The following is a 25,302-nucleotide window of genomic DNA, read 5'->3' as shown; positions in this document are numbered from 1 at the left end:
CTTGACACCTGGAAGCTGTCTAGGCGATCGCTTTGATTGCTCCTCTCCACAACACCTATAACTTGGGTAGGAACGTAGTATTTTGCGCTCCTAAAACTTGCAAATTCGTCCCGCGACTCTAGGCGCGTGGGGAAGCCTTGTAATGTTTACCCTGGGAAAACCCTGCCAAAGTAGCCAGATATAACTGCTTATTTTGTAGTAGCACTATATACTGTCTACCAGGATTGTAGATACCACTATTACCAGGCATTTATTAGCCATTCACTAAACCATGAAACTTGAGGATATATATCAATTTTTTGAGAATCCTCCGCCAACTTATCTCTGTCAGGAACTAGCTATTTGCTACATTTTGTATAATTTATTACAAGGTGAGTCCTACGGAACTGAGTTGATCCAGCGATTGGAAACTGAATACCCTACCTATCGACTTTCGGATACAGTACTTTATAGTGCGATTAAATTTCTCGAAGACGAAAGGGCGATTAATGGGTATTGGAAGAAGCTCGAAGGGCGAGGTCGCCCCAGACGGATGTACCAAGTTTCTCCAGAATGGCAAGAAAGATCACAACATTTGGCGCAACTTTGGCAAGATTACACAAAGGGGAGAGCAAATTAATGAATAATTGATCATAAATAAGTCTACTCCTATGAAAACAATAACAATTTAGTTATGGATACTGCAATTGTGCCATCTACGTTGCTGCTCACCTTGTTGTTATCAGTTGGTCTGTTTTTCTTTATTCGGGCTTCCACCAAAGACCGGATCACAAAAGCACAACTGGTATCTGAACAAGATGAGGCTGCTTTAATGCCGAAAGTTAAGGAGTATTTTCGCTCCCGTGCTTACCAAGTAGCAGCAATAGACCGAGAAAAAAATCAAGTCACCTTTGAAGGCTTTGTTCAACCTAGCTGGTTTTTAGCTGTGTTTTTAACACTGCTGGCCTTTGGGGGTATGGCCTGTCTAGCGTTGGTTTTAGCGATGCTTTTTCCTGATTTCGGTACTTTGTTTATCGGATTGGTAATACTGTCACCTTTGAGTGGTCTGTTTTATTGGAAAAAATCCGGAAGATTTGAGAAGGTATCTTTCCAAATAGAGTCCCCAAACCAGGGTGAATTAAGCTCTGCAAGTAAAATTACCGTAATTGCCCATAGAGATGAACTCATGGAGTTACAGAAAGCTTTACAGTTGAAATCTGCTGATTGAGATGAGGGAGGAGGACAAAATTGGCGAATACATAAGTTTTCCCTACGACATGGCATCGTAGGGAAAAGATTATATTTGCTTACAGAGCCTCTTGGGCAATCCATTGGAGGAGAGCGCAACTCAACTCTCACTTGCGGATGCATTTTGCTCTATCTGACTCCCCTCTGCATCATTTGACTAGAAATCAATTCATACAAACCAACGTGGTTTGAGAAGAAGCTGACTTTTTCATGAAGTCCAATTAACTGGGCTTGATATATTGGCAAATCATTCACAAACTTAAAAAAAACGAAAACTTTGCATAAACTGAGCAACTTTACCAGTTAAATGATTGTCAGAAGCCATATTCGATCACCATTTAGATTCATCGGCTAGCCACAGCCAATGGTTCTAAACCTGCTGGAGATTCTAATGTCCGCAGGCTGGGAAACAAGAAATGGTTTTCTTCTACGTATTGAGCGCCAAACAAACCCTTCTCTGCCCAGAAATAACGGTCTGTAGTGTGTTCATTTCGCTTTACAAGTAGCAATGCTGGTGGCGCAATCCCTTCAGCTTGAATGAATTTTCTCGCTGCTGTCACAGGTTTTTCTTCGCCACTTTCGATGCTATATTGAGGCACATGCTCTAGAATGCGTCGTCCTTCTTGGCGACGGCGACTTTTCCGCTTACGTCTTCTTGCCAACCTATTTTCCTCCTCTTTCAAGCTATAGATTGTAGTTATAGCTACAAAATCCGTCGCAATTATATAAGTTCTAGTTCAAAATATCAATAGTTCTTAAACTTTTGATACAGAAAAATAATATTGGAAATTTGTAAAGCATATAATCCCCCGGTGCAAACCATTACTGCAAAGATTTAGTTAAGCTTTATTCAAAGAGTGAGCAAAAATAAAGCGACTTTCTTCTATCTTCCCTTAAATTCTGTGATCCTGAGCAAAAGCTAAAAAATGTTAATGTCTGCCAGTTCAGATTTTGTGGCTCTATGCCGAGAGCAAATAGCACTGCTAACCCAAGGACTGGGAGCATCTTTAAGTGTCGTTTACTTAACACAAGAGTTGGTGGATGCTCCTGCTGGTGAGGCCAAACTAATTCCTGTGGTCGTTTATCCCGAAACAGCAGTATTACGACCAGGGGAAGATATCACAGAAGCAACAGTTGGGGATGTTTTGGTTTTACCTCAGCAACAGAGTAAGTTATTGACAGCCGGGACGGAATCACCGATTTCATCACAGGACACCAGAAAAACAGATGCTGAACAACCAGATTTCCCGGAGGAATCTCGGCTCAGTGGCAACCAAATTGTGCTACCTCTGATTCATGAAGGTGTGATGATGGGGCTATTGGTGACAGGTAGAGAGGACAGGGCATGGAATGAAAAAGAGCAAAGCGAAATTCAAAAGATAGCCCAGACTTTGGCGATTGCCTGTATTCTAGATCAACGTCGAGCTTGGTTACAGCATCAGCTACATCAACAACAAATTATCCAAGAACAGCAGCGAGATTTGCTCGATAACCTTCTGCACCAATTTCGTAACCCCCTGACAGCAATTAGAACCTTTGGCAAACTGCTATTAAAACGACTGCGAGCAGGTGATCAGAATCGAGATGTGGGAGCGAATATTGTCCGGGAAAGCGATCGCCTCGAAGAATTGCTGCAACAGTTTGATCAAGTCATTGACTGGACAGAGGCTGATTTAGCGCCTTTGACATTGCCTGAAAATGAAGTATTTGTAGAAGCAACTGTAGAAAAAGCACCCAAACCAGCCCTATTGTTGCCGGGAACGGGCGATAAAGAAACGGATTGCTTTGTCATTGATTTATTAACACCATTATTAGTGTCAGCTCAAGCCATAGCACAGGAACGTCATCTTAAACTCGAAACAGAAATCCCTCGGAATTTGCCTCTTGTACAAGCCAATATCAAAGCTTTGCAAGAAGTATTCAGCAATATTATTGATAATGCCTTAAAGTACACTCCTCCAGGCGGCAAAATTTTTATTCAGGTAGGGCAACAAAAAGCTCATTTTCAAGGAATTGCCATTAGTAATACTGGATCGGGAATTCCCCCAGAAGATTTAGCACATTTGGGAGAACGCCATTATCGAGGAGTACAAGCGCAAACTGAAATTCCTGGTAGTGGTTTGGGGCTAGCGATCGCTAAACAATTAATACAACAAATGCAGGGCGAAATTGAAATTTTCAGCCCTGCAATTAATTCAAATATGTCTTCAGCCGATGCACCGGGAACTACTTTTATAATTTGGTTGCCTATGAAGAGGCAATAGGGATGAAGGATTGGTTCGTAGGGGCGGGTTGAGCAATATCCTCGTTGATATTGAATCATATCTATAAACCCGCCCTAGCCAATACCCAATACCCAATGACCAACGACTATTTCACTGAAACCAGCAAGTTTTGGTTGATTGTCATTTGTAAATCGGTATCAGGTGCGATTGTGATTAAGTCAACGCTGTTTCTACCAAAGAACAGACCAATTAAACTACCGATAGCTGCACCACCGAGGACTTCTTCTGTAGCGATAGCGCGATCGCCTGTGACAGCAGATACCGCAGCCGCCGCACCAGCACCTAATACAGTATTCCGGATAATTGTACTGGTGCTAGTACCCTTTCTAATAGTTTCCGTTTTCGTAATCACTTCGGAAGAAGCGTTAATCTGATACTCTTCACCTGTAGTCAAAAGTAGTTTTTCAGCAACGAATTGAGAACCACCTTGAGCAGGTTGGAGTTTACCAATAACTTGACTACCAGCCGGAATGACTACTCTTCCTTCTTGAGTAACTACATTTTGGTCTACTGTCAGAGTCAAAGGTGCTGTTTCATCTTTCGTTACCAGAATTTTTTCTGCCTGATCATACTTCACAGGAATAGCAGTTCCTTGGGGAATGGTTACAGATACAGGTGTGGGTGTAGTCGGTTGCAGGGCGACGATATAAGGCGAACTAATGGCTGAAGCTTGATTAGAACTCACCAACGCCTGATAGATAAACGCAGCTACCTGTGCGCGTGTAGCTGTTGCTGTGGGATTCAAGAACTGAACGTTAGGATAGTTCACCACAATTCGCCGTTCAGCCGCCGCAGCGATGGGACTACGCGCCCAGTCAGCAATATTAAAGCTATCACTGAAAGCTTGCAGAGTAGTTTGGGTATTAGCCGTGGGAGAATAATTTAAACCGTTGGCTAAAGAAACCAAAACCTGTTGACGGGGAATATTCTGGTTAGGCTCGAAGCGATTACCGGGATATCCTGATAAGAAACCAATGGTATAAGATTGTCGAATCGCATTAGATGCCCAAAAATTACTAGGGACATCTACAAAATTGATTGCTTGCCGTTGCGATGATTTTTGGAAAGCATTATTAATCATCGCCGCAAATTGAGCGCGGGTTACTGCCTCTTCCGGGCGGAACCTACCATCAGGAAAACCAGCAATCACTCCTCGCTGTGACAATTGTTGAATGAACTGTGCTGCCCAATAGTTAGATGGAACATCAGAAAATGTGGTTTGAGCTAAAGATGGTGAAGCATTAACAAAGGGTGCTATAGCACCTATTGTGAAGCTCAAAGTCATAAGTGCAGCAGTTCTAGATTGTCCACGACTTAAATTAAACATTGTTTTTTACTCCAATTAATTTATTTTTTTCTCTTACTTACTCAGACAATTTACACAATTAAAAGTTCCTAAAATGTTTCTTTTTAATTCAGTGATTTTGTCATGTTTAGTAATTTGGACATTTGATATTTATACGGTTAAAAATTCATAATTCCATGATTACTAGCAACAGCAAGCGAAAACGAACCTATATATTTACGGAGACGCTATAGCAATAAAAATAGTTGCAATAGAATGAAATATTTTTTACTCTTTCTTTATGAGTATTCAACTAGCTGAGATATGTGTCCTTGGGTATAGACAGGGATAGAAACTCAAAAACTGTAATTTTCACCTTTAATGCTTGTTTTTTTCTCCCAAAGGGAGACGCTGCGCGAACAGTCCGCAGAGTGTTAAAAATGGCTAGAAAAGATGAAGCGATCGCCTACTATAGTTACAGTGGCGATCGCTCATGGGAGATAATTAAAGTCACGGCGGTAATATAGTGAAGCTTAGAAGCGATCTCGATCTATAACTAAATTAGAATTAAGTGCCAGTCTCAAATCCTGTTCTGGTCTTAAAACGAAGACTTCAACTTCTTTTTTCCGTAGCAGTACACTGGCTAAAGCACCAGCAGCTGCACCACCAAGAGGTTCTAAAATTTCAATTCTGCGATTACCTGTAATTAATGAAATTGCCGTAGCAGCACCAGCAGTAATAGCCGCATCTGTTAAAATTCTGCTGCTATCATTTTTACTAATTTTTTCAGTTCTGGTGACAGTCTGAGAAGAAGCATTAATTGATTGGCGACGGCCAGAGGAAAAAATTAATTCCCGTGCCACGAAGCGTACACCTCTGACATTGTTATTATCTCTGTTTCCGTCGTTGAAATATACAGGTTCTAGCTGTCCTAAAACTTCTGTATTTCTGGGAATTAAAATATTTCTCTGATTATCGGTGATGTCGTTAGATATTTTCAATGTCAAATCTAAGGTTTCCCCACGACTAACAACAACTTTATCTTTGTCGTGTGTCACAGGAAAACTGACATTAGCGTTAGCAGGAATAGTTACTGTGCGCGATCGCGATTGGTTAATATTATACTGAGCGTGAGCAGGAGCAAAGACAATCATCGGAGCCACAGCAGTAGTAGTAATTGCCATTGCCATGAGTGCGGCGGTTCTAGATTTCCATTGGTAAAGAGTAGTCATGATGAAACTTGCACTTTATGTCTGTAGTGTATGATCTGACGGGAATTTACAGTGATTGTTTCTGATTATTAGCAAACGTGACTATAGTCATAGCAACGCAAGGCAAAAGTCAAAAAGCCTATAAAAACCCATTTTAGAAATTTAGGTTAGTTTTTGGGCAAACATTCAAGTCAACGCCTCAAACTGCTGCCAGCAAAGATATAATGCACGAGGTACATGAAAACAGCCTTTCCATTTACCACCTTTGAGATTTAATAACACTTCCCCACGCCGATTTAGGTAGCCGAACCATTCGCCATATTCTGGGTCTACAAAATGCGACCAAGTATAATTGTGCATCTTTTCATACCATTCCCAACACACATCACGCCCCGTCAGACGATAGGCCATCGCTAATGCTACCAAAGACTCTAAATGCACCCACCATAACTTTTGATCCCATTCCAGTTGCTGTGGCGGATGACCATCTGCATCCATAAAGTAATATAACCCGCCGTACTCAGCATCCCAAGCAAAATTGAGGATATTTAGCACCACATCAACCGCTTGATTAATAGTCTTAATATCCTTTGTCCGGTTGGCGATATCCATAATAAACCACATGGCTTCGATACCGTGGCCAGGATTAATTAACCGCCCTTCAAATGAATCAATGTGGGAACCATCAGGGGCAACATTTTCGGACATCAGACCCCGTTTCTGGTCGAGAAAATCCGTCATCACTTCTTGAACAGTCCTAGCCAGAACATTTTCCAGGGTTTCACTGGGTAGCAACCATTCCATTTCTAGAGTCAGATTGGCTAAAATCATTGGTACAGCCAAGGATTTCATCGGGCGTGTACCGGGATAAGTTTTATTATATTTACCTTTAGGATTATCCTGACGACGCAATACATTATTGTAAGCTTGCATTGCCACATCCTTAGCCCAATCTTCTCCAGAAGCCAAGGCATATTTGCTAAATGCCATCGCGGCAAAGCAATCAGAAAATATATTGTAGGGTTCGACCAGTGGCTGACCTTCACGCGTTAAGGCAAAATACCAATTACCGTCACCATCTCTGCCATGTTGGGCGAGAAAATCAGCCCCATTTTTCGCAATTTTTAACCATTTTTCGCGCTTTTCTACCTGGCTATACATCTGAGAGAAAGTCCAGATTTGGCGATTTTGCAACCAGATAAATTTATCGGTGTCGTAGACCTGACCCTCTTGATTAAGACAGGTAAAATAGCCGCCTTGCTGCCAGTCGAGAGAATTTTTTTCCCAAAATGGAAGTACGTCATTGAGGAGCGTGTTTTTATAAAGTTCAGTCAGTGTTTTAAAGTCGTACCCCATAATTTTCTGCCAAAACCAACAACTTAATTATCATTTTATTGTCTATGTAGCGGTTATATCTGGCGAAAATTTAGAGTGGTGCGCTAGTCTGCTGCCTAACACACCCTACTGGCGTGACAAGCCTAAAACAGTGCATGATGTTTCTCTTGTGGAACAGGCATCTTGACTGTTATGGGGGAACCGGTAGCCCACCCCACAATATTTATGCTTATACACAAAATTAGCTGTGTCACACCGTACAAACTATAAACTCTTAAACCTTAGTTGAATTTAAGACTGACCGAAAACTACTGTAAGGAATTCCCCGCTTGACACAGCATTTCTCCTAGTCGCTGCACCTTTGAGGCCACATCACCAGTAGCGTTAGCAGCTGCACTTTGAGTGTCTTCGCCCAAATCAACCAGCATTTCTGCAATGGATTCAGCATCCCCACTGAGAAGTGCTTCTTTCAGTTCTGCCAAGTCTTCAGACAGGTCAGTTCCTGAAAGTTGTTGTTGCCAAGTATTGATAATAGCCATCGCCTGGTCGGTAGGGATGGAACTGAGGTCTCTTTGTAAAGCAGAGATGGTGGTATCTATGTCAACGTTTTGAATTGCATCAGCCATAAGAAACTCCTATGTTGAGTGGATCTCGATAATCCACAATGGATTACTACCTGACCTCATTCTTCTCAAAATGAAGACTTAAGTCCTCAGCCTAGAGTTATGTTCTCAAAGTTAGAGAATCGTCAAAACTTCACTTTATATTAAGTCAACTGAGCGAATTAATTAGTCTGAGAAGACAATTAGTTGATATGCAGACTGCTAAGAAGAATCAATACACGCTTGTGTACACCATAGCTCCTTGCGGGGAGGTTTGAATATGGGTTGCAATCAAGTCCTGACTACGAACTAACTTAGTTTTTGGTAAGCAGCCAAAATACTTTTTTCGGTTTCATCCCAACTGATGCATTTATCGGTGACAGAAACACCATACTTTAATTCTTCTCGCTTACCAGACATCGGTTGATTGCCTTCATACAAATTTGATTCCAGCATGACACCGACTATTGATGTATTACCATCAACTATTTGTTGAATGACATTTTCTAATACAGTTGGTTGTAGCGTATAATCTTTATTGGTATTTCCGTGACTACAGTCAATCACAATTCTCGGTGGTAAATTAGCCTCTTTTAATTTTTCTTCTACAAGTTGGACATTTACTGCTTCAAAGTTAGGCTGACTACCACCCCGGAGGATCACGTGACCATAGGGATTTCCCTTAGTTTCAAACACACTCACTTGTCCCTTATGATTAATACCGAGGAAATTGTGAGAGCTTTTAGCTGATTGTAAAGCATTTAAAGCTACTTGAATATTACCATCAGTCCCATTCTTAAAACCAACCGGCATGGAAAGACCACTAGCCATTTCACGATGGGTTTGTGATTCCGTAGTGCGTGCGCCAATGGCAGACCATGTAATCAATTCACTAAGATATTGAGGTATAATTGGGTCTAGTGCTTCTGTACCAGCAGGTAAACCCAACTCTGCTATTTTGATCAGTAGGTTACGTGCAGTTAATAAACCTTTTTCTACATGGAAAGAATCATCCATATCTGGATCATTAATCAATCCTTTCCATCCTACAGTAGTTCTGGGTTTTTCAAAGTACACCCTCATAATTAGTAGCAGTTTATCCTTTACCCGTTCAGCCAGAACTTTCAACCTCTGGGAATATTCCAGCGCTGCGTGTGTATCATGAATTGAGCATGGACCAACCACAATAAATTTTCTGCTATCTTGAAAATCTAGGATATTTTTGATTTCCTGTCTATGTTGCAAAACAGTATGTTCAGCCTCTTTAGTTAAAGGCAACTTTGATTTTACTTCATTGGGTGTTAATAATACGTGAGAGTTCTTGATGTTAGTATTAAATAATTTATTGTGCATAAAGCCGAATTTGTGATTTTTGCTATTCCACTGAGGAATGAGGTTAATATACTATTTTAAATCATAAGTACAACACAAACTTATAGATTTTTTGAATGCAACCATTTCAATAACGGTGGATATCCAATTGTTGTGTTTTCATAACTTAAAAAGGGGACAATATGCCCCCTTTCCTGTATTATAGCGATTTCCAGTACAATAGGTACTACAAGAATTATTCAACCACTGGTAAATAGAGTTACTGTAATACTTAGTAGCTTACGAAACCCAAACGACAAATTTGATTACTGCCAGACAAACACTTTAGCTTCGTATGGTCCTAAGTCAGTAATCATCCCATCATCATTAGCCTCAACTTGATAATTGCCTGTCCATTCATGCCATGTACCACCACAGGGGAAATTAGGGATGTGATAACTACTCAGGAAGTTTTCTGAAAAATTGGCTACAACAACAACACGAGAACCTTCTTCGTTCCAGCGACTATAAGCTAGTACCTTCGCTTCTAGGTTTTCGTGAATAAAATCAATATTTTCTGTGTAGAGGGCGTGACTATTTTTACGCAGATGAATCAACCCCTTGTAGTATTCAAATAAGTGATGATTTAGATCATTACCTAGCAGCGACCATTCGATTTTGGATGATTCAGGTTGTTTGGGTTTGTATTCACCAAACTCTTCTCCCATCCAAATTAAAGGTACACCAACAGATGTCATGAGAATAGCTGCTGCTAATTTAGCTCTGTTAAAGCCTTCTTCCTCAAAAATCTGCCGATTAGCCAGTTCCAGCATAGTCCGTTCATGGTCGTGGTTAGTCAGATAATTCACCACATTGGTTGTACCCATAAAGCCTTGACGTTTACCATCAATTACATCTTTGAGGCTTTCTAAATCAAAAGTATCGCCACAAATATGCACTGTAATTGTATGACGGAAGCTGTCGTGCCAACAACCATCCATTGGTCCATCTATATTGGTGATACTGGTAGTTTCGGGGATGTGTTCGGCAATGTTATAAAAACTTCTACTACCAGCAGTATTTTTGGCTTCTTCCACAATCCAATGCATGAAATCATAGTTAGCAATCTGTCTGGCTGCATCGTAGCGAATACCATCTATATGATATTCTGTAATCCAAAAACGAATTGTATCACCAATAAACTTTCGGGCTGGGTAAGTGTCTAAAATTTCGTCGTAATGTTCGTAATTAAATTCAGGCCCCCAATTATTTTCAGGGTCACGTGGAGAATGGTGATACCAGTAATCATGATCAATTTGAGTTAATGGACTGGAAGCTTCTGAGTGGTTATATATACCATCCATAATTACCCGAATGCCTCTACCATGACATTCATCAATTAACTGCTTTAACTCAATAGTAGAACCATAACTAGATTCGGTCGCAAAGAAATAACAAGGATTATAACCCCAGCTATAATTTCCCGGATATTCTTTGATTGGCATCAACTCAACGGCGTTGATTCCTAATTCACACAAATAATCTAACTTTTCAATGACGTGTTTATATTTTCCTCTCGCGTGTCGGTCATCTTCACCACCGGAAAAATCACCAACGTGCAGTTCATAAATTACTAATTCATGATCAGCCGGTAGAGGTTTATCATCATGTTTCCAAACGTAAGTATCAACAATTCTTTCTCCATCTTTTATTCTGACAATTCCGTGATTTTCACCACTTTCTCCATTAATATCAGTGGCGTAAGGATCTATCACATCAACCCATTGTTCCGGTTCAAAAAACCATGAATTTGACTGAATTCTGAATTTATATTCATAGATGCCATCTTCTAGTTCAACAGTTGTCCGAAAATAGCCATCCTCGCCCCTTTTCATGGAGATTTCCTGCCCATCAGAAAAGGAGCCAATTAATGCGGCTCCTTTGTTGTAAGGTGCAAATAAATTAAATTCAATGGGTGCTGTCATACAATTGTGTTGATTAAAAAATGTAGATGTGAATATCTTCTAAATTATTAATCAATTTGCAAACCAGTCTTTAGAGATATTTATATAACTGCTTCATCTATCTGAAGTTAGATTCTCTTAGATAAAAATGGGTTGTTTATCGAGTATTAACTGCTAAGATGACTCATGATTAAATTATATAGCAATTCGATTTAATTCTTCTAGGACTTACGCATAATCTACGTTTTCTTGGCGTTCTTGGCGGCTTGGCGGTTCGATAAATCAAGATTTTTGGCAATTGTTGCGTAAGTCCTGTCTTCAAATAAGTTGTATAGGTAGAAAATAGGTGCCAGCCAAGCAGTAATCCAGGACTACTGAGTTTTGTTGAAATAAACTAGGAGTCCTATGCTATACTGTTAACTGTCATTGGGAATAAAGATTTAAAATCAGTTTTTCTTTTACCTGCCAAATTTACTCAATTTTGCCAGTAGTTTCCTGCAAATAACTTAATAACCAATTTGCGGCTGTGGCTCTACGAGTTTGTCGCGGTCCAAACTCACCAATTTTATAACCTTTAAAACCTAATTTTTCTTTCGCTATTTGTTTATTTTCTTTAGGAATAGAACGAGTTAATTTGACTGTTGCTGGGCGACTATCAATAAAATCAGGTGGTTCTGGATACTCATCTCGCCATTCTGATGAAACTTCGCTATTATCCCATTTGCCCGTTGAAGAGTCATAGCAATAGCCTAAATAGTGCCATACTAATTGATTGACTGTGGCATCATCAATTTGCTCATTAAAAATTGCCCAGATTGTTTCTGTATTCAGTGGTGGTAAGTTAGACATAAGCAATTAAACTTTTACAAGTTACAAAAAAATAAATTGGATATTGGTAAGCTGTTGATCTGACTGTGGTCAACTTTTACAGATAAGGATGATTTTATCTCTTTCTACAACTACTGAAAAATTTATCCGCCAAAACTAAAAGTGTTTGAGTAAAAAATTCGGTTGTGCGTCCACAAAACAGGTAGACTGGAAATTGTAAAGCATTGACAATCTATGCAGAATCCTACATCACTGCCCAAGATAGTCCGCGCCCATGTATTGATTTCCGGTCGAGTACAAGGGGTAGGCTATCGCTATGCGACTGTCGATACAGCTAGCCAGTTGGGATTAACTGGTTGGGTGCGGAATCTCCCTGATAACAGTGTGGAGGCAGTTTTTGAAGGGGCGCGGGTGGTTGTCGAAGAGATGGTTCGCTGGTGTCATAGTGGCCCACCTGCTGCGGTGGTGAAAGATGTTGTGGTTGAGTATGAAAAGCCTGAAGGTTTGCGGGGGTTTGAAGTTAAACGCTTTGAATAGCCATTTTCTGTTTCGCTTTGCTTCTAGATAAGGGTGCAAAATGACTACCCCACAAGATTTCTGATATTTACAGCTATTTTCAGGTAAATAGACTACGTGGTAAGGTCTTGCGCCCTTACACCCTGACTACAGATGTGGTTTAAATACATGAAAGATGTTATTGCAAGGTGCTGTATATTCAGGCACGTTTGCAAAACTGGCAATCAATCAATATTTACCAAATTTAAATATGCGTCGTCGTAAACCCTTGTAGAGATGTTACATACAACATTTCTGCATTTTTTGTTGCTAGATGTAACATATCATGTCCGTTTAATTAGTTACGATTACCACAATCATGTCACCTCAACCCGCAAGCGAGGAGGGGAGATAAAGCAAAGATTTGGCAGGTTTTCGCGTTTCGTAAGTATTCAACCGGACTTGATATCATGCTACTAATTAAAATCCTTGCCGTAAAACTATAGCAAGATGCCCACCCCGCAAGGTTTACGCATCACGAATCGTAATAGGGAAATTACTAATTACTCCTCAATATTCACCTATTCACAGGGATACATAGATAAATATACTTAGAAGTTAAGTTTTTAATATTACGTTGATTGAGCTAAAAAAAAGGATCAGCACAGCCTTTTAACTTTTTTTGTAAATAATGTTGACAGTTTGTAACAAAGTTGTTAGAATTGTTTACATAAGTTAGCAAATACCTCAAACACCTAAGTAAATCACTATTAAAAAAGTTGCCCTGGACTTGAGATAAAATTTTCGCTTCTTTGTATTGTTGTATCTAAATCGTCATTTTTACTTCTCCTAATCAGAGACCTCAGTTGCCAAGCTGAGGTTTTTTTGTTTTTTTAGTTCTTTGGTTTTTGAAATATTTCGGCGAAAAACTGCTTGAGAGCTTGCCAAGAGCGTTTTTCTACAACTGGATTATAAAGCGATCGCGGCGCACTATTAGCTTCTGGATTTGTGAAGCTATGGACTGCACCACCGTAGGAGATTAATTGCCAATCGACATTTGCTTCGCGCATTTCGGTGGCGAATGCTTCCACTTGTTCGTCTGGCACAATGGGGTCATCAGCACCATGTAACACTAATACTTTGGCTTGGATGTTTTTGGCATCATTGGGGTTGGGAGTATCGAGGTTGCCATGAAAACTTGCTACTCCGGCAATATTTGCCCCACTCCGCGCTAGTTCTAGGACTGTTCCGCCGCCGAAGCAGTAACCAATGGCGGCGATGCGTTGAATATCAGTGAGGGGATTTTGTCGTAAAACTTTTAATCCGGCGGTGGTGCGATCGCGCAATAATTGTCTATCCTGACGATAAATTGAGGCTTGTTTTCCTGACTCTTCAGGGTTGTTTGGTCTAATGCCTTTACCGTAAATATCAGCAGCAAATGCAACATAACCAAGTTTAGCTAATTCCTCGGTGCGTTCTTTGACAAACGACTGTAAACCGTTCCACTCATGCACTACTAAAACACCAGGACGCTTACCTGGGATAGAATCGTCGAAAGCTAGATAACCTTCTAAAACAGTATTACCGTGTTTATACTCAATTGTTCTGGTTTGAATGGCTGCTAACACTGGTGTAGAAGATAACGACATCAGCACAGGTGCAACGAAAGCAGGAATCAGTAATTTCATGGGGTGATTAATTTGGACTTTATAAACATTTTGCCATTTTGGCACTGCTAAATCACGCAGCGATCGCTACATTAGAAGATACAGCAAGATATTATTTATAGGCGACTCACACAAAAACATGAGTGCAAATGTCACTATTTCTCAAAATCCTTTACTTAAAGGTTCTGGCTTACCTCCCTTCGGTGAAATTCAACCAGAGCAAATAGTCCCAGCTTTTACCGAACTATTGGCAGAACTTGACCAAAAGCTGACCACCTTAGAAGCTAATATCCAGCCTACTTGGAGCGGCTTAGTAGAACCACTCGAAAAGCTCACAGAACGGTTGAACTGGAGTTGGGGCATAGTGAGCCATTTAATGGGTGTGAAAAATAGCCCTGAATTGCGCGCAGCTTATGAAACTGTACAACCACAAGTAGTACAATTCATCAACAAGCTTGGTCAAAGCCAACCAGTTTATCATGCTTTCAAGGAACTCCGCGCCAGTGATAACTGGGCAACTTTAGAATCAGCCCAGCAGCGAATTGTTGAAGCTGCCATCAGAGATGCTGAACTTTCCGGTGTAGGCTTAGAAGGAGATGCACGGGAACGTTTCAACGCCATCCAAATGGAGTTAGCAGAACTTTCTACCAAGTTCTCAAACCATGTCCTCGATGCCACAACAGCCTTTAGCTTAACCCTGACTACCAAAGCCGAAATTGACGGCTTACCCGATAGCTTAGTTAGTCTATCTGCACAGCTGGCGCGTGATGCGGGAGATGAAAACGCCACCCCAGAAAATGGCCCTTGGCGGATTACTTTAGACTTTCCCAGCTATGGCCCATTCATGCAGCACAGCACCCGCAGGGATTTGCGGGAAAAACTTTATAAAGCTTATATAACTCGTGCTTCATCAGGTGAATTTGATAATCAGCCCCTAATTGAGCGCATTTTAGAATTGCGGCAAGAATTAGCAAGTTTACTCGGCTTTGAAAATTATGCCGAATTGAGTCTAGCCAGTAAAATGGCTCCTAATGTGGCAGCAGTGGAAGCATTATTAGAAGAACTACGTCAAGCCAGTTATGATGCTGCTGTCAAAGACTTAGAAGCACTCAAAGCCTTTGCAGCTACCAAAAAAGCACCAGAAGCCGAAAACTTACAACACTGGGATACCAGCTTTTGGGCAGAACGCCAACGGGAAGAAAAATTTGCCTTCACCGCCGAAGAATTACGTCCTTACTTTCCCCTACCTCAAGTTTTAGATGGCTTATTTGGACTGGTGAAGCGGCTGTTTGGTGTTACCGTCACCCCTGCCGATGGTCAAGCCCCAGTCTGGCATGAAAATGTGCGTTATTTTCAAATTGCTGATGAAACTGGTAGTCCTCTAGCTTACTTCTACTTAGACCCTTACAGCCGTCCATCGGAAAAGCGCGGTGGTGCTTGGATGGATATATGTATTAATCGCAGCAAAATTACTGAAAATGATGTAACGGCGATTCGTTTACCTGTGGCATATTTGGTATGCAACCAAAGTCCCCCAGTCGATGGTAAGCCAAGTTTGATGACTTTCTATGAAGTAGAAACTTTATTTCATGAATTTGGTCATGGTTTGCATCACATGATGACCAAAGTAGACTACACAGGAGCCGCAGGGATTAACAATGTCGAATGGGATGCCGTAGAACTACCCAGTCAATTCATGGAAAACTGGTGCTATGAGCGACCTACTTTGTTTGGTATGGCGAAGCATTATCAAACTGGTGAACCCTTACCGGAGCATTATTACCAAAAGCTCTTAGCAGCACGTAACTATATGAGTGGTAGTGTGATGTTGCGGCAAGTTCACTTTAGTAGTGTGGATTTAGAACTACACTATCGTTATCGTCCTGGTAGTGGTGAAACTGCCGCAGATATGCGTCAAAAGATTGCCAAAACTACTACAGTTTTACCACCTCTACCAGAAGACGCTTTTTTATGCGCTTTTGGACACATTTTTGCTGGGGGTTATGCCGCAGGTTATTACAGCTACAAGTGGGCTGAAGTTCTGAGTGCTGATGCGTTTGCTGCTTTTGAAGAAGCTGGTTTAGAAGATGAACAGGCGATAAAAGCTACAGGTAAGCGTTACCGGGAAACAGTCCTAGCTCTCGGTGGTAGTCAACATCCCATGAATGTGTTTGCATCTTTCCGAGGTCGTGAACCTAGTACGACTTCGTTACTCAAGCATACTGGTTTATTAGCGACTGTAAATTAACGATTGTCCAGTAGGGTGTGTTATGCCGTAGGCTAACGCACCTTAACTTGTTGATGCTGCTGTCTGATCAGAATTCAGCATTTTCCTCAATTAAAATGGTGCGTAGCGCTACTCAACCCTGCCCGTGTTATCGCACTGAAATATTATCTATGGAATACCGCAGAGCTAAGGTAGAAGCAGGAACTTTCTTTTTTACTCAAGTTACTTACAACCGTCGTCAATTTCTGTGTGAGCAAGAAAATATTTTCCTGCTACGAAAAGTGTTTAGAGAAGTTATCCAGAGGCATTCATTTACTGTAGATGCAATTGTTATTTTACCCAACCATTTACATTGTATTTGGACTTTGCCACCAGGAGATGATGATTTTTCTCGGCGGTGGCGGTTAATTAAGAGCAATTTTACTCGTCTTTGTCATCCACGATATAAGGGGAAAATATCTGCATCTCGTCAACTCAAGAAAGAGCAAGCTGTTTGGCAACGCCGTTTTTGGGAACACCAAATTCGTGATGAGTTTGATTTTAAGCAACACGTTGATTATATTCATTATAATCCGGTGCGACATGGTTATGTAACGACACCCAAGGATTGGCAATATTCAAGTTTTCATCGTTATGTCACGCAGGGTCTATATACAATTGATTGGGGTGCTGGTGTGAAGTTAGAATTTCCAGACGATGTGGGAAGTGAGTAATATTAAAATATTGTGTTAGTTTAAAGCGAATATCTATAATGTAGAAATATTTGTATGGCTAATTTATAGTGGTCAATTATTTTAGATATCGTTAATGTTGGGTTTCGTTCCTCAACCCAACCTACGAGGAATTGCGATCGCACTATTTAATGTCAAGTATATTGAAAATATAATGGATATGATTTCTTTGCTAATATTCCTACGGAAGTTCAGGAAAAAATTGAAGGACGATCTATTGAGGGGATTATAGAAAAACTCAATGCTATCAAGCCTATTATTGAACCTGTTCCCTTACTTGCTGATGGATTTCCACTCTCCGAAATAGGGTCCGCTTTGGACAGTGCCATCGGGCATGATAGTATCCCAGATTACATTCATGGCTCGACATATAGCGTCGTGGGCAATGGAAGCATCTCGGAAATCAGCACGAATGAAAACGTTATGCTCACCACCATACAAAAATCTAGCTTTACGGAAAATAGCACCGATGGCACTAGCCTGATATAAGTGACTTCCAACCAAATCAGCACCAGTCAAACTACACCTAAACAAATTAACACATTCCAAATTAGCATCCCTGATAATCGCACCATCCAACCGAGCTTCTATCAAGGAAGCACCAAAGAGATCGGCTCCAGTCAGATCGGCTTCACTCAAACAAGCGAAACTCAGATCGGCTCCACGCAAGTTAATATCCCGCAAGACAGCACCTTCGAGGTCAATATAGTTGCGCCCACATTCGCTTTTTCTAACTACCACAGCCCCAGCGAAGTTTCGCTTACCGGAAGCATATTTTTTCAACAACTCTTCAGTGGTAATTTCCCAAACCATGATTTAACCCACATTCCGCACCCTCAGTTTATAAACATAAATATAAAAGTCTCATTTTTATATAAAATTCTTTGCAATACTTAACTTGTATCTAATTAAAAAAAATTAATATAGATTAAAAATAATAACTAACATCATAATTTATGAAGTTTATTACGCTAAATTGAGAGTATGCTTAATCCTTGAAGCCTAGTTCCAAGTTTATGTAACTTAGTACAATAAAACTCAACATTAATTAACTATTTGTCACAACTTTTAGTGCTAATAGCTAATGATTAAAAGTTTGTTTGTGCTGACTTACTTACTAGGTTGTTGGGCAAGGCGTTGAAACTTTCAACTGAGCCAAGTAAATAAGAGCAAACACCAAAGCAATTTTAAGGGCGAGAAGTAACAATGATTGATAAAATTTTGCTAGCGGTTTCTGGCTTGGGCCATGCAGAAGAAATGCTCAAAACCTTAAAGGAGATGCCATCAATCGAATCTGCAAAGGTTACAGTTCTGCACGTTGTACCGCCCCAAAGTACATCTGAGGCGATGACAGATAAATGGGAAGAGGGTGGCAAAATCTTAGCTAATGCTATTCAGTTTCTGAATTTAGATCCTAGTCAGGTGTCTTCAATTTTACGTCAAGGTGATCCCAAGGATGTAGTTTGCCAAGTAGCAGATGAAATGGATGCTGACTTAATTATTATGGGTTCCAGGGGACTCAAGCGATTGCAATCAATTTTATCTAACTCCGTGAGTCAGTATGTTTTCCAGCTATCTTCTCGCCCCATGTTGCTGGTAAAGGATGACATTTACGTGAAGCGAATTAAGCGTGTTATGGTGGCGATGGATAACTCCGATTCTGCCAAAAACTGCTTAGGTTTGGCGCTGTTTCTGTTGCAAGGTATTCAGGGTAGTCAATTAATTTTAACTAATGTGACTACAGATTTGCGTGGTAAAACATCTGAAGTTAAGGAAATTAACCCAGAAAAGAATTCAGTTTTAGCACAAGCAATTGCCGAAGCGCAAAAATACGGTGTGCAAACTCGTTGTGTTACTAGTAGCGGCAAACCTGGGGAAGAAATTTGTCGTCTCGCAGAAGAGTTAAATACAGACTTATTATTGATCGGATCTCCAGATCGACGGCCATCGGTGGCTAAGAGTTTTGTGGATATAGACAGACTGATTGGTGCTTCTTTGTCTGACTATGTTCGAGTTAATGCTACTTGTCCTGTGTTGTTGGCGCGGACTATGGCTTAATGTAGCAAAGTGCTGAGTGGGTAGGGGTGGGTTTACAGATATGCTCAATTACTAATAATAACTTTAATAAACCCGCCCCTACATCAAGGCTTTCAGTCATCAATAACGTCCTAACCTCCTTGGCGGTTGCTATATCACAATACGGTTCAGTTAAGAAAATTGTAGGTTGGGTAGAACGAAGTGAAACCCAACAAAGTCATGCAAGCGTTGGGTTTCGTTCCTCAACCCAACCTACGTAGTCGTAGACTTTTAGGCTTAACTGAACTGTATTGTGCTATATCAGGCTCAATTTAGCGGTTGGTCAACAAAAAACCCCTGCACCAATGGTGTTGGGGTTCTTTATCTTATGCACAAATGTCAAGAATCTTTTCCACCTTCACGGCTAGCAGTTTGGATGTAAAGAACTATTAAAAACACTGCGGGAACTAGAACGAACAGAATGCTCGCTACAAACCCTAGTTCATTCACTTGCATAGCAAGAAAGCCTCTCTTTAATTTCAGTTTCTATTCAACAACTTTAGAATAGCATTATCGATGCCAGTGTTAGCTGAAATTTTTGATAAGTTAGATATTAGGGTTTTGTGACTACACTAACTGGACCATTTACCAGAGTTTGACAGGCGAGGCGATAATTATCCGGCTTTTTCTTAAACTTTTGGTTCTCTACATTGGTGCGTGGGGAGAGGTTTTCCATTCCTTCGACTATCTCGACAATGCAAGTACCGCATTGACCAGCGCCACCGCAATTCGTCATTTTGCCAATGAATTTATAGATGTCAATGCCATTTTCCATAGCTTTGAGTCGAAGATTAGCCCCATCTGCTGCTATTACTTCCTTATTTTCTTTGACAAATTTGATGTTACCCATAACTGATTGATACCTTTTTGACTGTAGGCGTGGCTGGAAAAGCTGATTTTTACACAGTTTCTATAAACTATCCTACTTAATTTATGGTAGCTTATTACAAATTATTAAGAAATATCAAGTTTGAAAAAGTAAAAATTGCCAAATAAATAGGACAGGTATATTACCTGTCCCAATCATCGGTCATAGGTTAGCTTACCTGAATCCAACAGCTGCTTGCCATACAAAAGCCAGCAACAAGAAAAATACGGGAATAATTGGCAGAACATCTACCAAAGGATCGAAAATTTGGTAAGCTTCAGGCAATTTTGCTAATAACAATGCTGCTTCCATGTTTGTTTAAATCCACCTATCTAACACAGGTTCATAATTGAGATGTATCTTAACATGATTTAGTCGGTCATGAATCCTGAGTTAAGTTAGATTATTAATCTCAACACTCAACACTATCTTCTTTCAGCCAGTGGGCAAATTCGGTGGCAAAGCGATCGCTTAATATTGCTTCACGAATCTTTTGCGTAAACCGAATTAATTCGGTAATGTTGTGAATACTCAATAATGTGTATCCTAAAATTTCCTGCGATCGCACTAAATGAGAGATGTAAGCTCGGCTAAAATTTTGACAAGCATAACAAGGGCAAGTTTCATCTAATGGCGTATAATCTTCACGAAACTTAGCATTCTTTAAATTCCAGCGTTCGCCTTGGACAATTGCCGTACCATGTCTAGCCCAACGGGTGGGAATCACACAATCAAATAAATCTACACCAGAAGCGATCGCAATTGCCATTTCCCGATAAGTCCCCACCCCCATCAAATACCGAGGCTTCTCTCGTGGTAACAAAGGCGCTGTAGTTCGCACAATATCAGCCATGAGTTCGGGAGGTTCGCCCACACTCACACCACCAATAGCATATCCAGGCAAATCCAACTTAGCTAACTCCTGAGCTGCTTGGGCGCGTAAATCCAGGTACACCCCTCCTTGAACAATACCAAACAAAGCTTGATCACTACGTTGATGAAAAGTCATACAACGTTCAAGCCAGCGATAAGTCCTCCCAGTTGCAGCTTCTACATCTTCGCGACTAGCTGGGTAGGGGGGACATTCATCAAAGGCCATGATCACATCAGCCCCTAAAGTATTTTGGATCTCTATGGAGCGTTCTGGCGTTAAGTGGATAATTTGCCCATCGTGGGGTGAGCGAAAAGTTACACCATCTTCAGTAATCTTCCGCATTTCGCTCAAGCTGAACACCTGAAAACCACCGGAATCGGTGAGCATTGGTCCATCCCAGCCCATAAATTTGTGTAATCCACCACCACCCGCCACAATCCTCTCCCCTGGTTGCAGGTGCAAATGATAGGTATTGGATAAGACCATTTGCGCCCCAGTGCTTTTCAGTTGGTCTGGGGTGACGGTTTTGACATTTGCCAGGGTTCCCACAGGCATAAATCTTGGGGTTTCCACAGGGCCATGAGGAGTGTGAAATACCCCAGCCCTAGCTTTAGTCTGGCTACATTCAGCCAAGGATTGAAAAGAAAAATTGGCACTCAAGGTAAAATTAATGCGATCGCGCTAAATATGGACAAAAAATATAAAAACTGGCAATTGATTTGTTGTGAACACTTCAGTACTAACGACTAACCTATTACCAACTTTTTGAGTATATGCTTTATCTGGTAATTAATTAAAATGAGTCAGAACAGTCATCGTCAATTTCTGCATCCCATTTGGCGGAGAATACTTGCTCCATCATCGCTTCTATAGCATTGACATTCAAGTTACGCTCTTTTCGTTCTTGGGAGGGAGTCGAAAGCGGAATCAGCCGTAAACACATCCCTTCTTGCAATAAATCAAAGTAGGTTTCTTGTTGCGGTGATTGTTTTAGTTCTAGATAGTCGAAACTATAAACATTCAAGTATAGCGCAGAGTTAGCAACTAGGGTAGACCTTTGAGGATTTACAAAGACTTCCATCACATCTCCTTCACCCTCACTGTGTAATTTGCCTTCTTGGGTGTAGATGTAGTGGACTCGACCTAAATCAGACAGCAATCGCCGAATGTCGAGCTTATTCACAATTATTCCCGTGTTAACAATACACGGAGCTGGTATCCTGGTGTCGGGTAGATGGTGACTCATAGGAAAATAGGAGATAAGCAAAGGTGAGGTACAACACAGCTAAAAGGTGAATTTCACAGCCTGTTGGCCTCCTACATTAAAAAAAATCAACTTTGGAGGGCTATCGTCTCATTAAGTCTAAGGTAAGTTATTAATTGAAGAATGCAAAATCCACTTATTTCTTGTACTATTATTCTGCCAACTTTACTGAGATTCAGTTGCAATCAGCACTTGAAAAATATATTACTGAGAACAGCATAACAAAATTTTTCCCAACAGTCTCTAATTAAAGGCGATCTTATTTAAACCTTTAAAATCTCTGATTGCTGCTACTGCTGGATTTGTGGACAACATCTGTCAACCATGTCAAGTATATTAAATAACATAATGAATTAGCCCCAGTGGTGAAAAAATTAGGTTTAGATTTATTCGCTAGCATCATATTTTATACATCCATTCCTCTGCCCTATATAAACGGACTAGACTTCCAACGAGTGGCGTATTTTGCCCCCCTAGTCGGGCTAATGATTGGCGGAATTTTAGGGCTATGTGATGCAGTCATGAATCATCTGGGCATACCAGTGTTAACTCGTAGTGCGTTGGTAGTGAGTATTTGGATTGCGATTACGGGAGGATTGCATTTAGATGGCGTAATGGATACTGCTGATGGTTTGGCGGTGGGTAATCCCGAAAAACGCTTAGAGGTGATGACGGATAGTGCTACAGGTGCATTTGGCGCAATGGCAGCGATCGCCTTAATATTACTCAAAACTACAGCTTTAATCGAGATTGCTGATCACCGTTGGTTAGTGCTGATAGCGGCTTGTGGATGGGGACGTTGGGGACAACAACTAGCGATCGCCTGCTATCCTTATTTAAAACCCACTGGTAAAGGTGCATTTCACAAAGCAGCCATTCGTTCATACAAAGATTTATTACCGGGACTATTTTTGCTATTCAGTCTCAGTACTTTTCCGGTTCTCATACATAGAGAACATCTATTTTTAGCACTCAATATGATATGGGTGGGAAGTGCGATCGCCACCCTGACCGGGTTATGGTTTCATCACAAATTAGGCGGACATACAGGAGACACCTACGGCGCAGTAGTTGAATGGACAGAAGCCCTATTCCTCTGTATCCTCACCATTTTTTAATTACGAATTACGAATTACGAATTACTTAACTGCTTGCAATTTTGTCACCTTCAGTTTAAACGGCCCCACCCCAGTTTCCCCAAAAGACCGGACACGGATAATATAGTTTCCTGTTTCCTGAATGCGGGTAAATAGTAAGGAATTGCTAGTACCATCAGGGCCATCATCATTTTCAGCCACTGTCGCGCCATTGGGTGCTAACAGTGTAACGATGGTGTCAAAACTTTCAGAAGTCAAATCAATTACTAACTTATCACCCTTGTTCAGCTTGACGATATAATCACGGCCAAAGCCACCCTGTCCCGTGGGAATGTCTTTTACTGAAAGTGTATCAGAAAGTTCTGTACTGGGAGTTAAAGGAATTGGACTATACAATTTATTTTGGGCAAATCCTACCCTGGGATTTATGCCAATTACCAACAAAGTGACAGGAATAATTATTAATTGTTTTAAACCCATCACAAAAGCTTTACTCATAAATAAATAGTGTTCCCACGAAAACAGGTTAATCGGATAACTAGTCTAGATACTTTTAGCGTATTTGTCTTTAACTGAAGTAGTAACAGCTACTAAACCTAAGACGGTAATACCATGCTGATTAAGTATTTTTACAGCAGACCTAGTTGTAGCACCAGTGGTATAAATATCGTCAACTAACAACACTGGGACGTTGAGACGGCGACGGCGTAATTCTTCCCCAACAGCAAATGCTTCAGCTAAGTTAGCTTCTCGTTCAGATGCTGATAAGCCAAATTGTGCTTCAGTTTCTTGAACTCTTTTCAAACCATTCACCTGCAATTTTAATCCAGTTGTTTGACAGAAACTTTCAGCTATTAGTGCAGCCTGGTTATAACCGCGTGTTTTTTGTTTCTGGGGATGGAGTGGTATGGGGACTACTAAGGGAGGCGTTTGTGGGGATTTTGACACCTTTGATAACAACCATGCTTCTCCTAGCCATTGACCCAACGGGCGGGCAATTTGAGGTTGATTTTCATATTTCATCACAGCGATCGCGCGTTTGACAATCCCGCCATACATTCCCCAGCCAAATACAGGTATTGGTTGTCCCCACAAAGCCGCAGGATTTTTGTGCTGACAGTTTTGCAGTTGCTTAATACAGTAAGGACAAAATTCACCAGGTGTCGGTCTTTGGCATAAAGGACAATCAGATTGGAGAAACAGGTTAAGAAAGTTGTTAAAACTGTGCTTCCAGGTTGGCATTTACAGACAGGGAATGGCTATAGGGTAAGCTTTTAATATTGTGCAGCAATTTCATATATAGCAACCACCAGGCCCCTACCCACTCAGCACTCTTGTACGGGCGGGTTTACTAAGGATTTCAATGAACCACGGACTGACTCTTGAACCCGCCCCTACCCACTCAGCCCTCAGCCCTCAGCACTTTCATATATACGCGATCGCAGCGTGGTGTTTCTACTCCCGTAGCTGGTTGATAACCATTACTTTCATACAACTTGACTGCTTCTACTAAAACACCGGCGGTTTCAATCCAAATTTCCTGAAAACCACGAGAGGCGATCGCTGCTTCTAGCTGTTGTAACAAATATTTTCCCAGTCCTAAACCCCTGACACTGGATAAAAGATACATTTTGCGGATTTCTACAGCTTTTTGACCACGTTTGATCGGGTAGTATGCCCCCGTACCAACTAGCTGATTTTGGTGTTCGATTACCCAAAATTCACCGCCAGCTTCTAAGTAAAATTCTTCTACTTGCAGCACATCTTTGTCTGCACCCTTGGGTTCCCAACCCAAACCATATTCTGATAACACATAACTTACAACAGAAGCGGCTCTGGTGCGATCGCCTATCTCCCAGTTACGAATCAAAAAATCTTGATAATAGTTTTTCATTACTATTTAGGGGGTCAGGTTTGCACAGAAAATTTTTCTGAATCTATATTCCAATGTACTC

General features: G+C 40.9%; 26 protein-coding genes. 8 read left to right on the top strand and 18 right to left on the bottom strand.

Translation table 11 applies throughout. The features are described 5' to 3' along the window. Positions 1–271: 271 nt before the first annotated feature. Positions 272–619, top strand: coding sequence for a PadR family transcriptional regulator (locus ACM0OW_RS16655; RefSeq protein WP_414551279.1), 348 nt, complete (start codon positions 272–274; stop codon positions 617–619). A 54-nt stretch (positions 620–673) separates the two neighbouring features. Beyond that, a complete protein-coding gene (locus ACM0OW_RS16650; RefSeq protein WP_414551278.1) occupies positions 674–1,207 on the top strand; it encodes a cofactor assembly of complex C subunit B in 534 nt (177 codons plus the stop codon). A 364-nt stretch (positions 1,208–1,571) separates the two neighbouring features. Here the strand turns inward: ACM0OW_RS16650 and ACM0OW_RS16645 are convergent, their stop codons facing one another. After that, positions 1,572–1,889: a DUF3155 domain-containing protein gene (locus ACM0OW_RS16645; RefSeq protein ID WP_414551277.1), complete on the bottom strand. Its 318-nt coding sequence runs from the start codon at positions 1,887–1,889 to the stop codon at positions 1,572–1,574. A 264-nt stretch (positions 1,890–2,153) separates the two neighbouring features. On the opposite strand from ACM0OW_RS16645, the gene ACM0OW_RS16640 reads away from it, so the two are divergent. Next, positions 2,154–3,491, top strand: coding sequence for an ATP-binding protein (locus ACM0OW_RS16640; RefSeq protein WP_414551276.1), 1,338 nt, complete (start codon positions 2,154–2,156; stop codon positions 3,489–3,491). 106 nt (positions 3,492–3,597) lie between these two features. Here ACM0OW_RS16640 and ACM0OW_RS16635 read toward each other — a convergent pair whose 3' ends face one another. From ACM0OW_RS16635 to ACM0OW_RS16605, 7 genes are all read right to left on the bottom strand, one after another. Then, entirely contained in the window at positions 3,598–4,839 is a 1,242-nt protein-coding gene (locus ACM0OW_RS16635) for an S-layer homology domain-containing protein (RefSeq protein ID WP_414551275.1), read from the bottom strand. 491 nt (positions 4,840–5,330) lie between these two features. Then, positions 5,331–6,029, bottom strand: coding sequence for a conjugal transfer protein TrbI (locus ACM0OW_RS16630; protein ID WP_414551274.1), 699 nt, complete (start codon positions 6,027–6,029; stop codon positions 5,331–5,333). Between the two features lie 165 nt (positions 6,030–6,194). After that, on the bottom strand, positions 6,195–7,364 hold the full coding sequence (locus ACM0OW_RS16625) for an AGE family epimerase/isomerase (protein WP_414551273.1): 1,170 nt from the start codon (positions 7,362–7,364) through the stop codon (positions 6,195–6,197). Positions 7,365–7,651: 287 nt separating this feature from the next. Then, complete coding sequence (locus ACM0OW_RS16620; RefSeq protein WP_414551272.1) at positions 7,652–7,969, bottom strand: hypothetical protein; 318 nt, start codon at positions 7,967–7,969, stop codon at positions 7,652–7,654. Between the two features lie 285 nt (positions 7,970–8,254). Beyond that, complete coding sequence (locus ACM0OW_RS16615; protein ID WP_414551271.1) at positions 8,255–9,298, bottom strand: 3-deoxy-7-phosphoheptulonate synthase; 1,044 nt, start codon at positions 9,296–9,298, stop codon at positions 8,255–8,257. Positions 9,299–9,582: 284 nt separating this feature from the next. Further along, complete coding sequence (locus ACM0OW_RS16610) at positions 9,583–11,241, bottom strand: alpha-amylase family glycosyl hydrolase (RefSeq protein WP_414551270.1); 1,659 nt, start codon at positions 11,239–11,241, stop codon at positions 9,583–9,585. A gap of 450 nt (positions 11,242–11,691) precedes the next feature. Beyond that, positions 11,692–12,069 carry a DUF1823 family protein gene (locus tag ACM0OW_RS16605; RefSeq protein ID WP_414551269.1) on the bottom strand — a complete coding sequence of 126 codons (378 nt, stop codon included), beginning with the start codon at positions 12,067–12,069 and terminating at the stop codon, positions 11,692–11,694. 213 nt (positions 12,070–12,282) lie between these two features. On the opposite strand from ACM0OW_RS16605, the gene ACM0OW_RS16600 reads away from it, so the two are divergent. Beyond that, on the top strand, positions 12,283–12,585 hold the full coding sequence (locus ACM0OW_RS16600) for an acylphosphatase (protein WP_414551268.1): 303 nt from the start codon (positions 12,283–12,285) through the stop codon (positions 12,583–12,585). 851 nt (positions 12,586–13,436) lie between these two features. Here ACM0OW_RS16600 and ACM0OW_RS16595 read toward each other — a convergent pair. After that, positions 13,437–14,231: a dienelactone hydrolase family protein gene (locus ACM0OW_RS16595; protein WP_414551366.1), complete on the bottom strand. Its 795-nt coding sequence runs from the start codon at positions 14,229–14,231 to the stop codon at positions 13,437–13,439. Positions 14,232–14,349: 118 nt separating this feature from the next. Here ACM0OW_RS16595 and ACM0OW_RS16590 point away from each other — a divergent pair, with 118 nt between their 5' ends. After that, entirely contained in the window at positions 14,350–16,458 is a 2,109-nt protein-coding gene (locus ACM0OW_RS16590; RefSeq protein ID WP_414551267.1) for a M3 family metallopeptidase, read from the top strand. Positions 16,459–16,607: 149 nt separating this feature from the next. Further along, on the top strand, positions 16,608–17,150 hold the full coding sequence (locus ACM0OW_RS16585) for an REP-associated tyrosine transposase (protein WP_414551266.1): 543 nt from the start codon (positions 16,608–16,610) through the stop codon (positions 17,148–17,150). A gap of 291 nt (positions 17,151–17,441) precedes the next feature. On the opposite strand, the gene ACM0OW_RS16580 is transcribed toward ACM0OW_RS16585, so the two are convergent. Continuing rightward, complete coding sequence (locus tag ACM0OW_RS16580) at positions 17,442–17,981, bottom strand: pentapeptide repeat-containing protein (protein ID WP_414551265.1); 540 nt, start codon at positions 17,979–17,981, stop codon at positions 17,442–17,444. Positions 17,982–18,374: 393 nt separating this feature from the next. Here ACM0OW_RS16580 and ACM0OW_RS16575 point away from each other — a divergent pair, with 393 nt between their 5' ends. Beyond that, positions 18,375–19,226 (top strand): universal stress protein, encoded by an 852-nt coding sequence (locus ACM0OW_RS16575; RefSeq protein WP_414551264.1) that lies wholly within the window; start codon positions 18,375–18,377, stop codon positions 19,224–19,226. Positions 19,227–19,583: 357 nt separating this feature from the next. On the opposite strand, the gene psbM is transcribed toward ACM0OW_RS16575, so the two are convergent. From psbM to ACM0OW_RS16550, 5 genes are all read right to left on the bottom strand, one after another. Continuing rightward, positions 19,584–19,700, bottom strand: coding sequence for a photosystem II reaction center protein PsbM (psbM, locus tag ACM0OW_RS16570; protein ID WP_006195024.1), 117 nt, complete (start codon positions 19,698–19,700; stop codon positions 19,584–19,586). A 97-nt stretch (positions 19,701–19,797) separates the two neighbouring features. Further along, entirely contained in the window at positions 19,798–20,094 is a 297-nt protein-coding gene (locus tag ACM0OW_RS16565; protein WP_006195023.1) for a 2Fe-2S iron-sulfur cluster-binding protein, read from the bottom strand. 192 nt (positions 20,095–20,286) lie between these two features. After that, positions 20,287–20,424 (bottom strand): photosystem II reaction center protein K, encoded by a 138-nt coding sequence (locus ACM0OW_RS16560; RefSeq protein ID WP_010995059.1) that lies wholly within the window; start codon positions 20,422–20,424, stop codon positions 20,287–20,289. A gap of 100 nt (positions 20,425–20,524) precedes the next feature. Next, on the bottom strand, positions 20,525–21,646 hold the full coding sequence (tgt, locus tag ACM0OW_RS16555; protein WP_414551263.1) for a tRNA guanosine(34) transglycosylase Tgt: 1,122 nt from the start codon (positions 21,644–21,646) through the stop codon (positions 20,525–20,527). A gap of 133 nt (positions 21,647–21,779) precedes the next feature. Then, the gene (locus ACM0OW_RS16550) at positions 21,780–22,232 is read right to left on the bottom strand and encodes a hypothetical protein (protein WP_414551262.1); all 453 of its coding nucleotides are present in this window, start codon (positions 22,230–22,232) and stop codon (positions 21,780–21,782) included. A 380-nt stretch (positions 22,233–22,612) separates the two neighbouring features. On the opposite strand from ACM0OW_RS16550, the gene cobS reads away from it, so the two are divergent. Beyond that, positions 22,613–23,368 (top strand): adenosylcobinamide-GDP ribazoletransferase, encoded by a 756-nt coding sequence (gene cobS / locus ACM0OW_RS16545; protein ID WP_414551261.1) that lies wholly within the window; start codon positions 22,613–22,615, stop codon positions 23,366–23,368. Between the two features lie 21 nt (positions 23,369–23,389). Here cobS and ACM0OW_RS16540 read toward each other — a convergent pair whose 3' ends face one another. From ACM0OW_RS16540 to ACM0OW_RS16530, 3 genes are all read right to left on the bottom strand, one after another. Further along, entirely contained in the window at positions 23,390–23,845 is a 456-nt protein-coding gene (locus ACM0OW_RS16540) for a PPC domain-containing protein (RefSeq protein WP_414551260.1), read from the bottom strand. Between the two features lie 45 nt (positions 23,846–23,890). Further along, a complete protein-coding gene (locus tag ACM0OW_RS16535) occupies positions 23,891–24,589 on the bottom strand; it encodes a ComF family protein (RefSeq protein WP_414551259.1) in 699 nt (232 codons plus the stop codon). 160 nt (positions 24,590–24,749) lie between these two features. Further along, entirely contained in the window at positions 24,750–25,241 is a 492-nt protein-coding gene (locus ACM0OW_RS16530; RefSeq protein ID WP_414551258.1) for a GNAT family N-acetyltransferase, read from the bottom strand. Between the last annotated feature and the right edge of the window lie 61 nt (positions 25,242–25,302).

Source organism: Anabaena sp. CCY 0017 (genome assembly GCF_963920885.1).
In the GTDB taxonomy this organism is placed as follows: domain Bacteria; phylum Cyanobacteriota; class Cyanobacteriia; order Cyanobacteriales; family Nostocaceae; genus Nodularia.
This window is presented reverse-complemented; position numbering and strand designations above follow the sequence as displayed.

Excerpts from the sequence above, each read along its gene's own strand:
- ACM0OW_RS16540 (WP_414551260.1), bottom strand. The coding sequence starts at position 23,845 with ATGAGTAAAGCTTTTGTGATGGGTTTAAAACAATTAATAATTATTCCT.
- ACM0OW_RS16590 (WP_414551267.1), top strand. The coding sequence starts at position 14,350 with ATGAGTGCAAATGTCACTATTTCTCAAAATCCTTTACTTAAAGGTTCT.
- ACM0OW_RS16535 (WP_414551259.1), bottom strand. The coding sequence starts at position 24,589 with ATGCCAACCTGGAAGCACAGTTTTAACAACTTTCTTAACCTGTTTCTC.
- ACM0OW_RS16550 (WP_414551262.1), bottom strand. The coding sequence starts at position 22,232 with ATGAGTCACCATCTACCCGACACCAGGATACCAGCTCCGTGTATTGTT.
- ACM0OW_RS16565 (WP_006195023.1), bottom strand. The coding sequence starts at position 20,094 with ATGGGTAACATCAAATTTGTCAAAGAAAATAAGGAAGTAATAGCAGCA.
- ACM0OW_RS16605 (WP_414551269.1), bottom strand. The coding sequence starts at position 12,069 with ATGTCTAACTTACCACCACTGAATACAGAAACAATCTGGGCAATTTTT.
- ACM0OW_RS16600 (WP_414551268.1), top strand. The coding sequence starts at position 12,283 with ATGCAGAATCCTACATCACTGCCCAAGATAGTCCGCGCCCATGTATTG.
- ACM0OW_RS16530 (WP_414551258.1), bottom strand. The coding sequence starts at position 25,241 with ATGAAAAACTATTATCAAGATTTTTTGATTCGTAACTGGGAGATAGGC.
- ACM0OW_RS16595 (WP_414551366.1), bottom strand. The coding sequence starts at position 14,231 with ATGAAATTACTGATTCCTGCTTTCGTTGCACCTGTGCTGATGTCGTTA.
- ACM0OW_RS16575 (WP_414551264.1), top strand. The coding sequence starts at position 18,375 with ATGATTGATAAAATTTTGCTAGCGGTTTCTGGCTTGGGCCATGCAGAA.
- ACM0OW_RS16655 (WP_414551279.1), top strand. The coding sequence starts at position 272 with ATGAAACTTGAGGATATATATCAATTTTTTGAGAATCCTCCGCCAACT.
- ACM0OW_RS16625 (WP_414551273.1), bottom strand. The coding sequence starts at position 7,364 with ATGGGGTACGACTTTAAAACACTGACTGAACTTTATAAAAACACGCTC.
- psbM (WP_006195024.1), bottom strand. The coding sequence starts at position 19,700 with ATGCAAGTGAATGAACTAGGGTTTGTAGCGAGCATTCTGTTCGTTCTA.
- ACM0OW_RS16610 (WP_414551270.1), bottom strand. The coding sequence starts at position 11,241 with ATGACAGCACCCATTGAATTTAATTTATTTGCACCTTACAACAAAGGA.
- ACM0OW_RS16585 (WP_414551266.1), top strand. The coding sequence starts at position 16,608 with ATGGAATACCGCAGAGCTAAGGTAGAAGCAGGAACTTTCTTTTTTACT.
- ACM0OW_RS16580 (WP_414551265.1), bottom strand. The coding sequence starts at position 17,981 with ATGGTTTGGGAAATTACCACTGAAGAGTTGTTGAAAAAATATGCTTCC.
- ACM0OW_RS16560 (WP_010995059.1), bottom strand. The coding sequence starts at position 20,424 with ATGGAAGCAGCATTGTTATTAGCAAAATTGCCTGAAGCTTACCAAATT.
- ACM0OW_RS16650 (WP_414551278.1), top strand. The coding sequence starts at position 674 with ATGGATACTGCAATTGTGCCATCTACGTTGCTGCTCACCTTGTTGTTA.
- ACM0OW_RS16640 (WP_414551276.1), top strand. The coding sequence starts at position 2,154 with ATGTTAATGTCTGCCAGTTCAGATTTTGTGGCTCTATGCCGAGAGCAA.
- ACM0OW_RS16635 (WP_414551275.1), bottom strand. The coding sequence starts at position 4,839 with ATGTTTAATTTAAGTCGTGGACAATCTAGAACTGCTGCACTTATGACT.
- ACM0OW_RS16615 (WP_414551271.1), bottom strand. The coding sequence starts at position 9,298 with ATGCACAATAAATTATTTAATACTAACATCAAGAACTCTCACGTATTA.
- ACM0OW_RS16630 (WP_414551274.1), bottom strand. The coding sequence starts at position 6,029 with ATGACTACTCTTTACCAATGGAAATCTAGAACCGCCGCACTCATGGCA.
- ACM0OW_RS16620 (WP_414551272.1), bottom strand. The coding sequence starts at position 7,969 with ATGGCTGATGCAATTCAAAACGTTGACATAGATACCACCATCTCTGCT.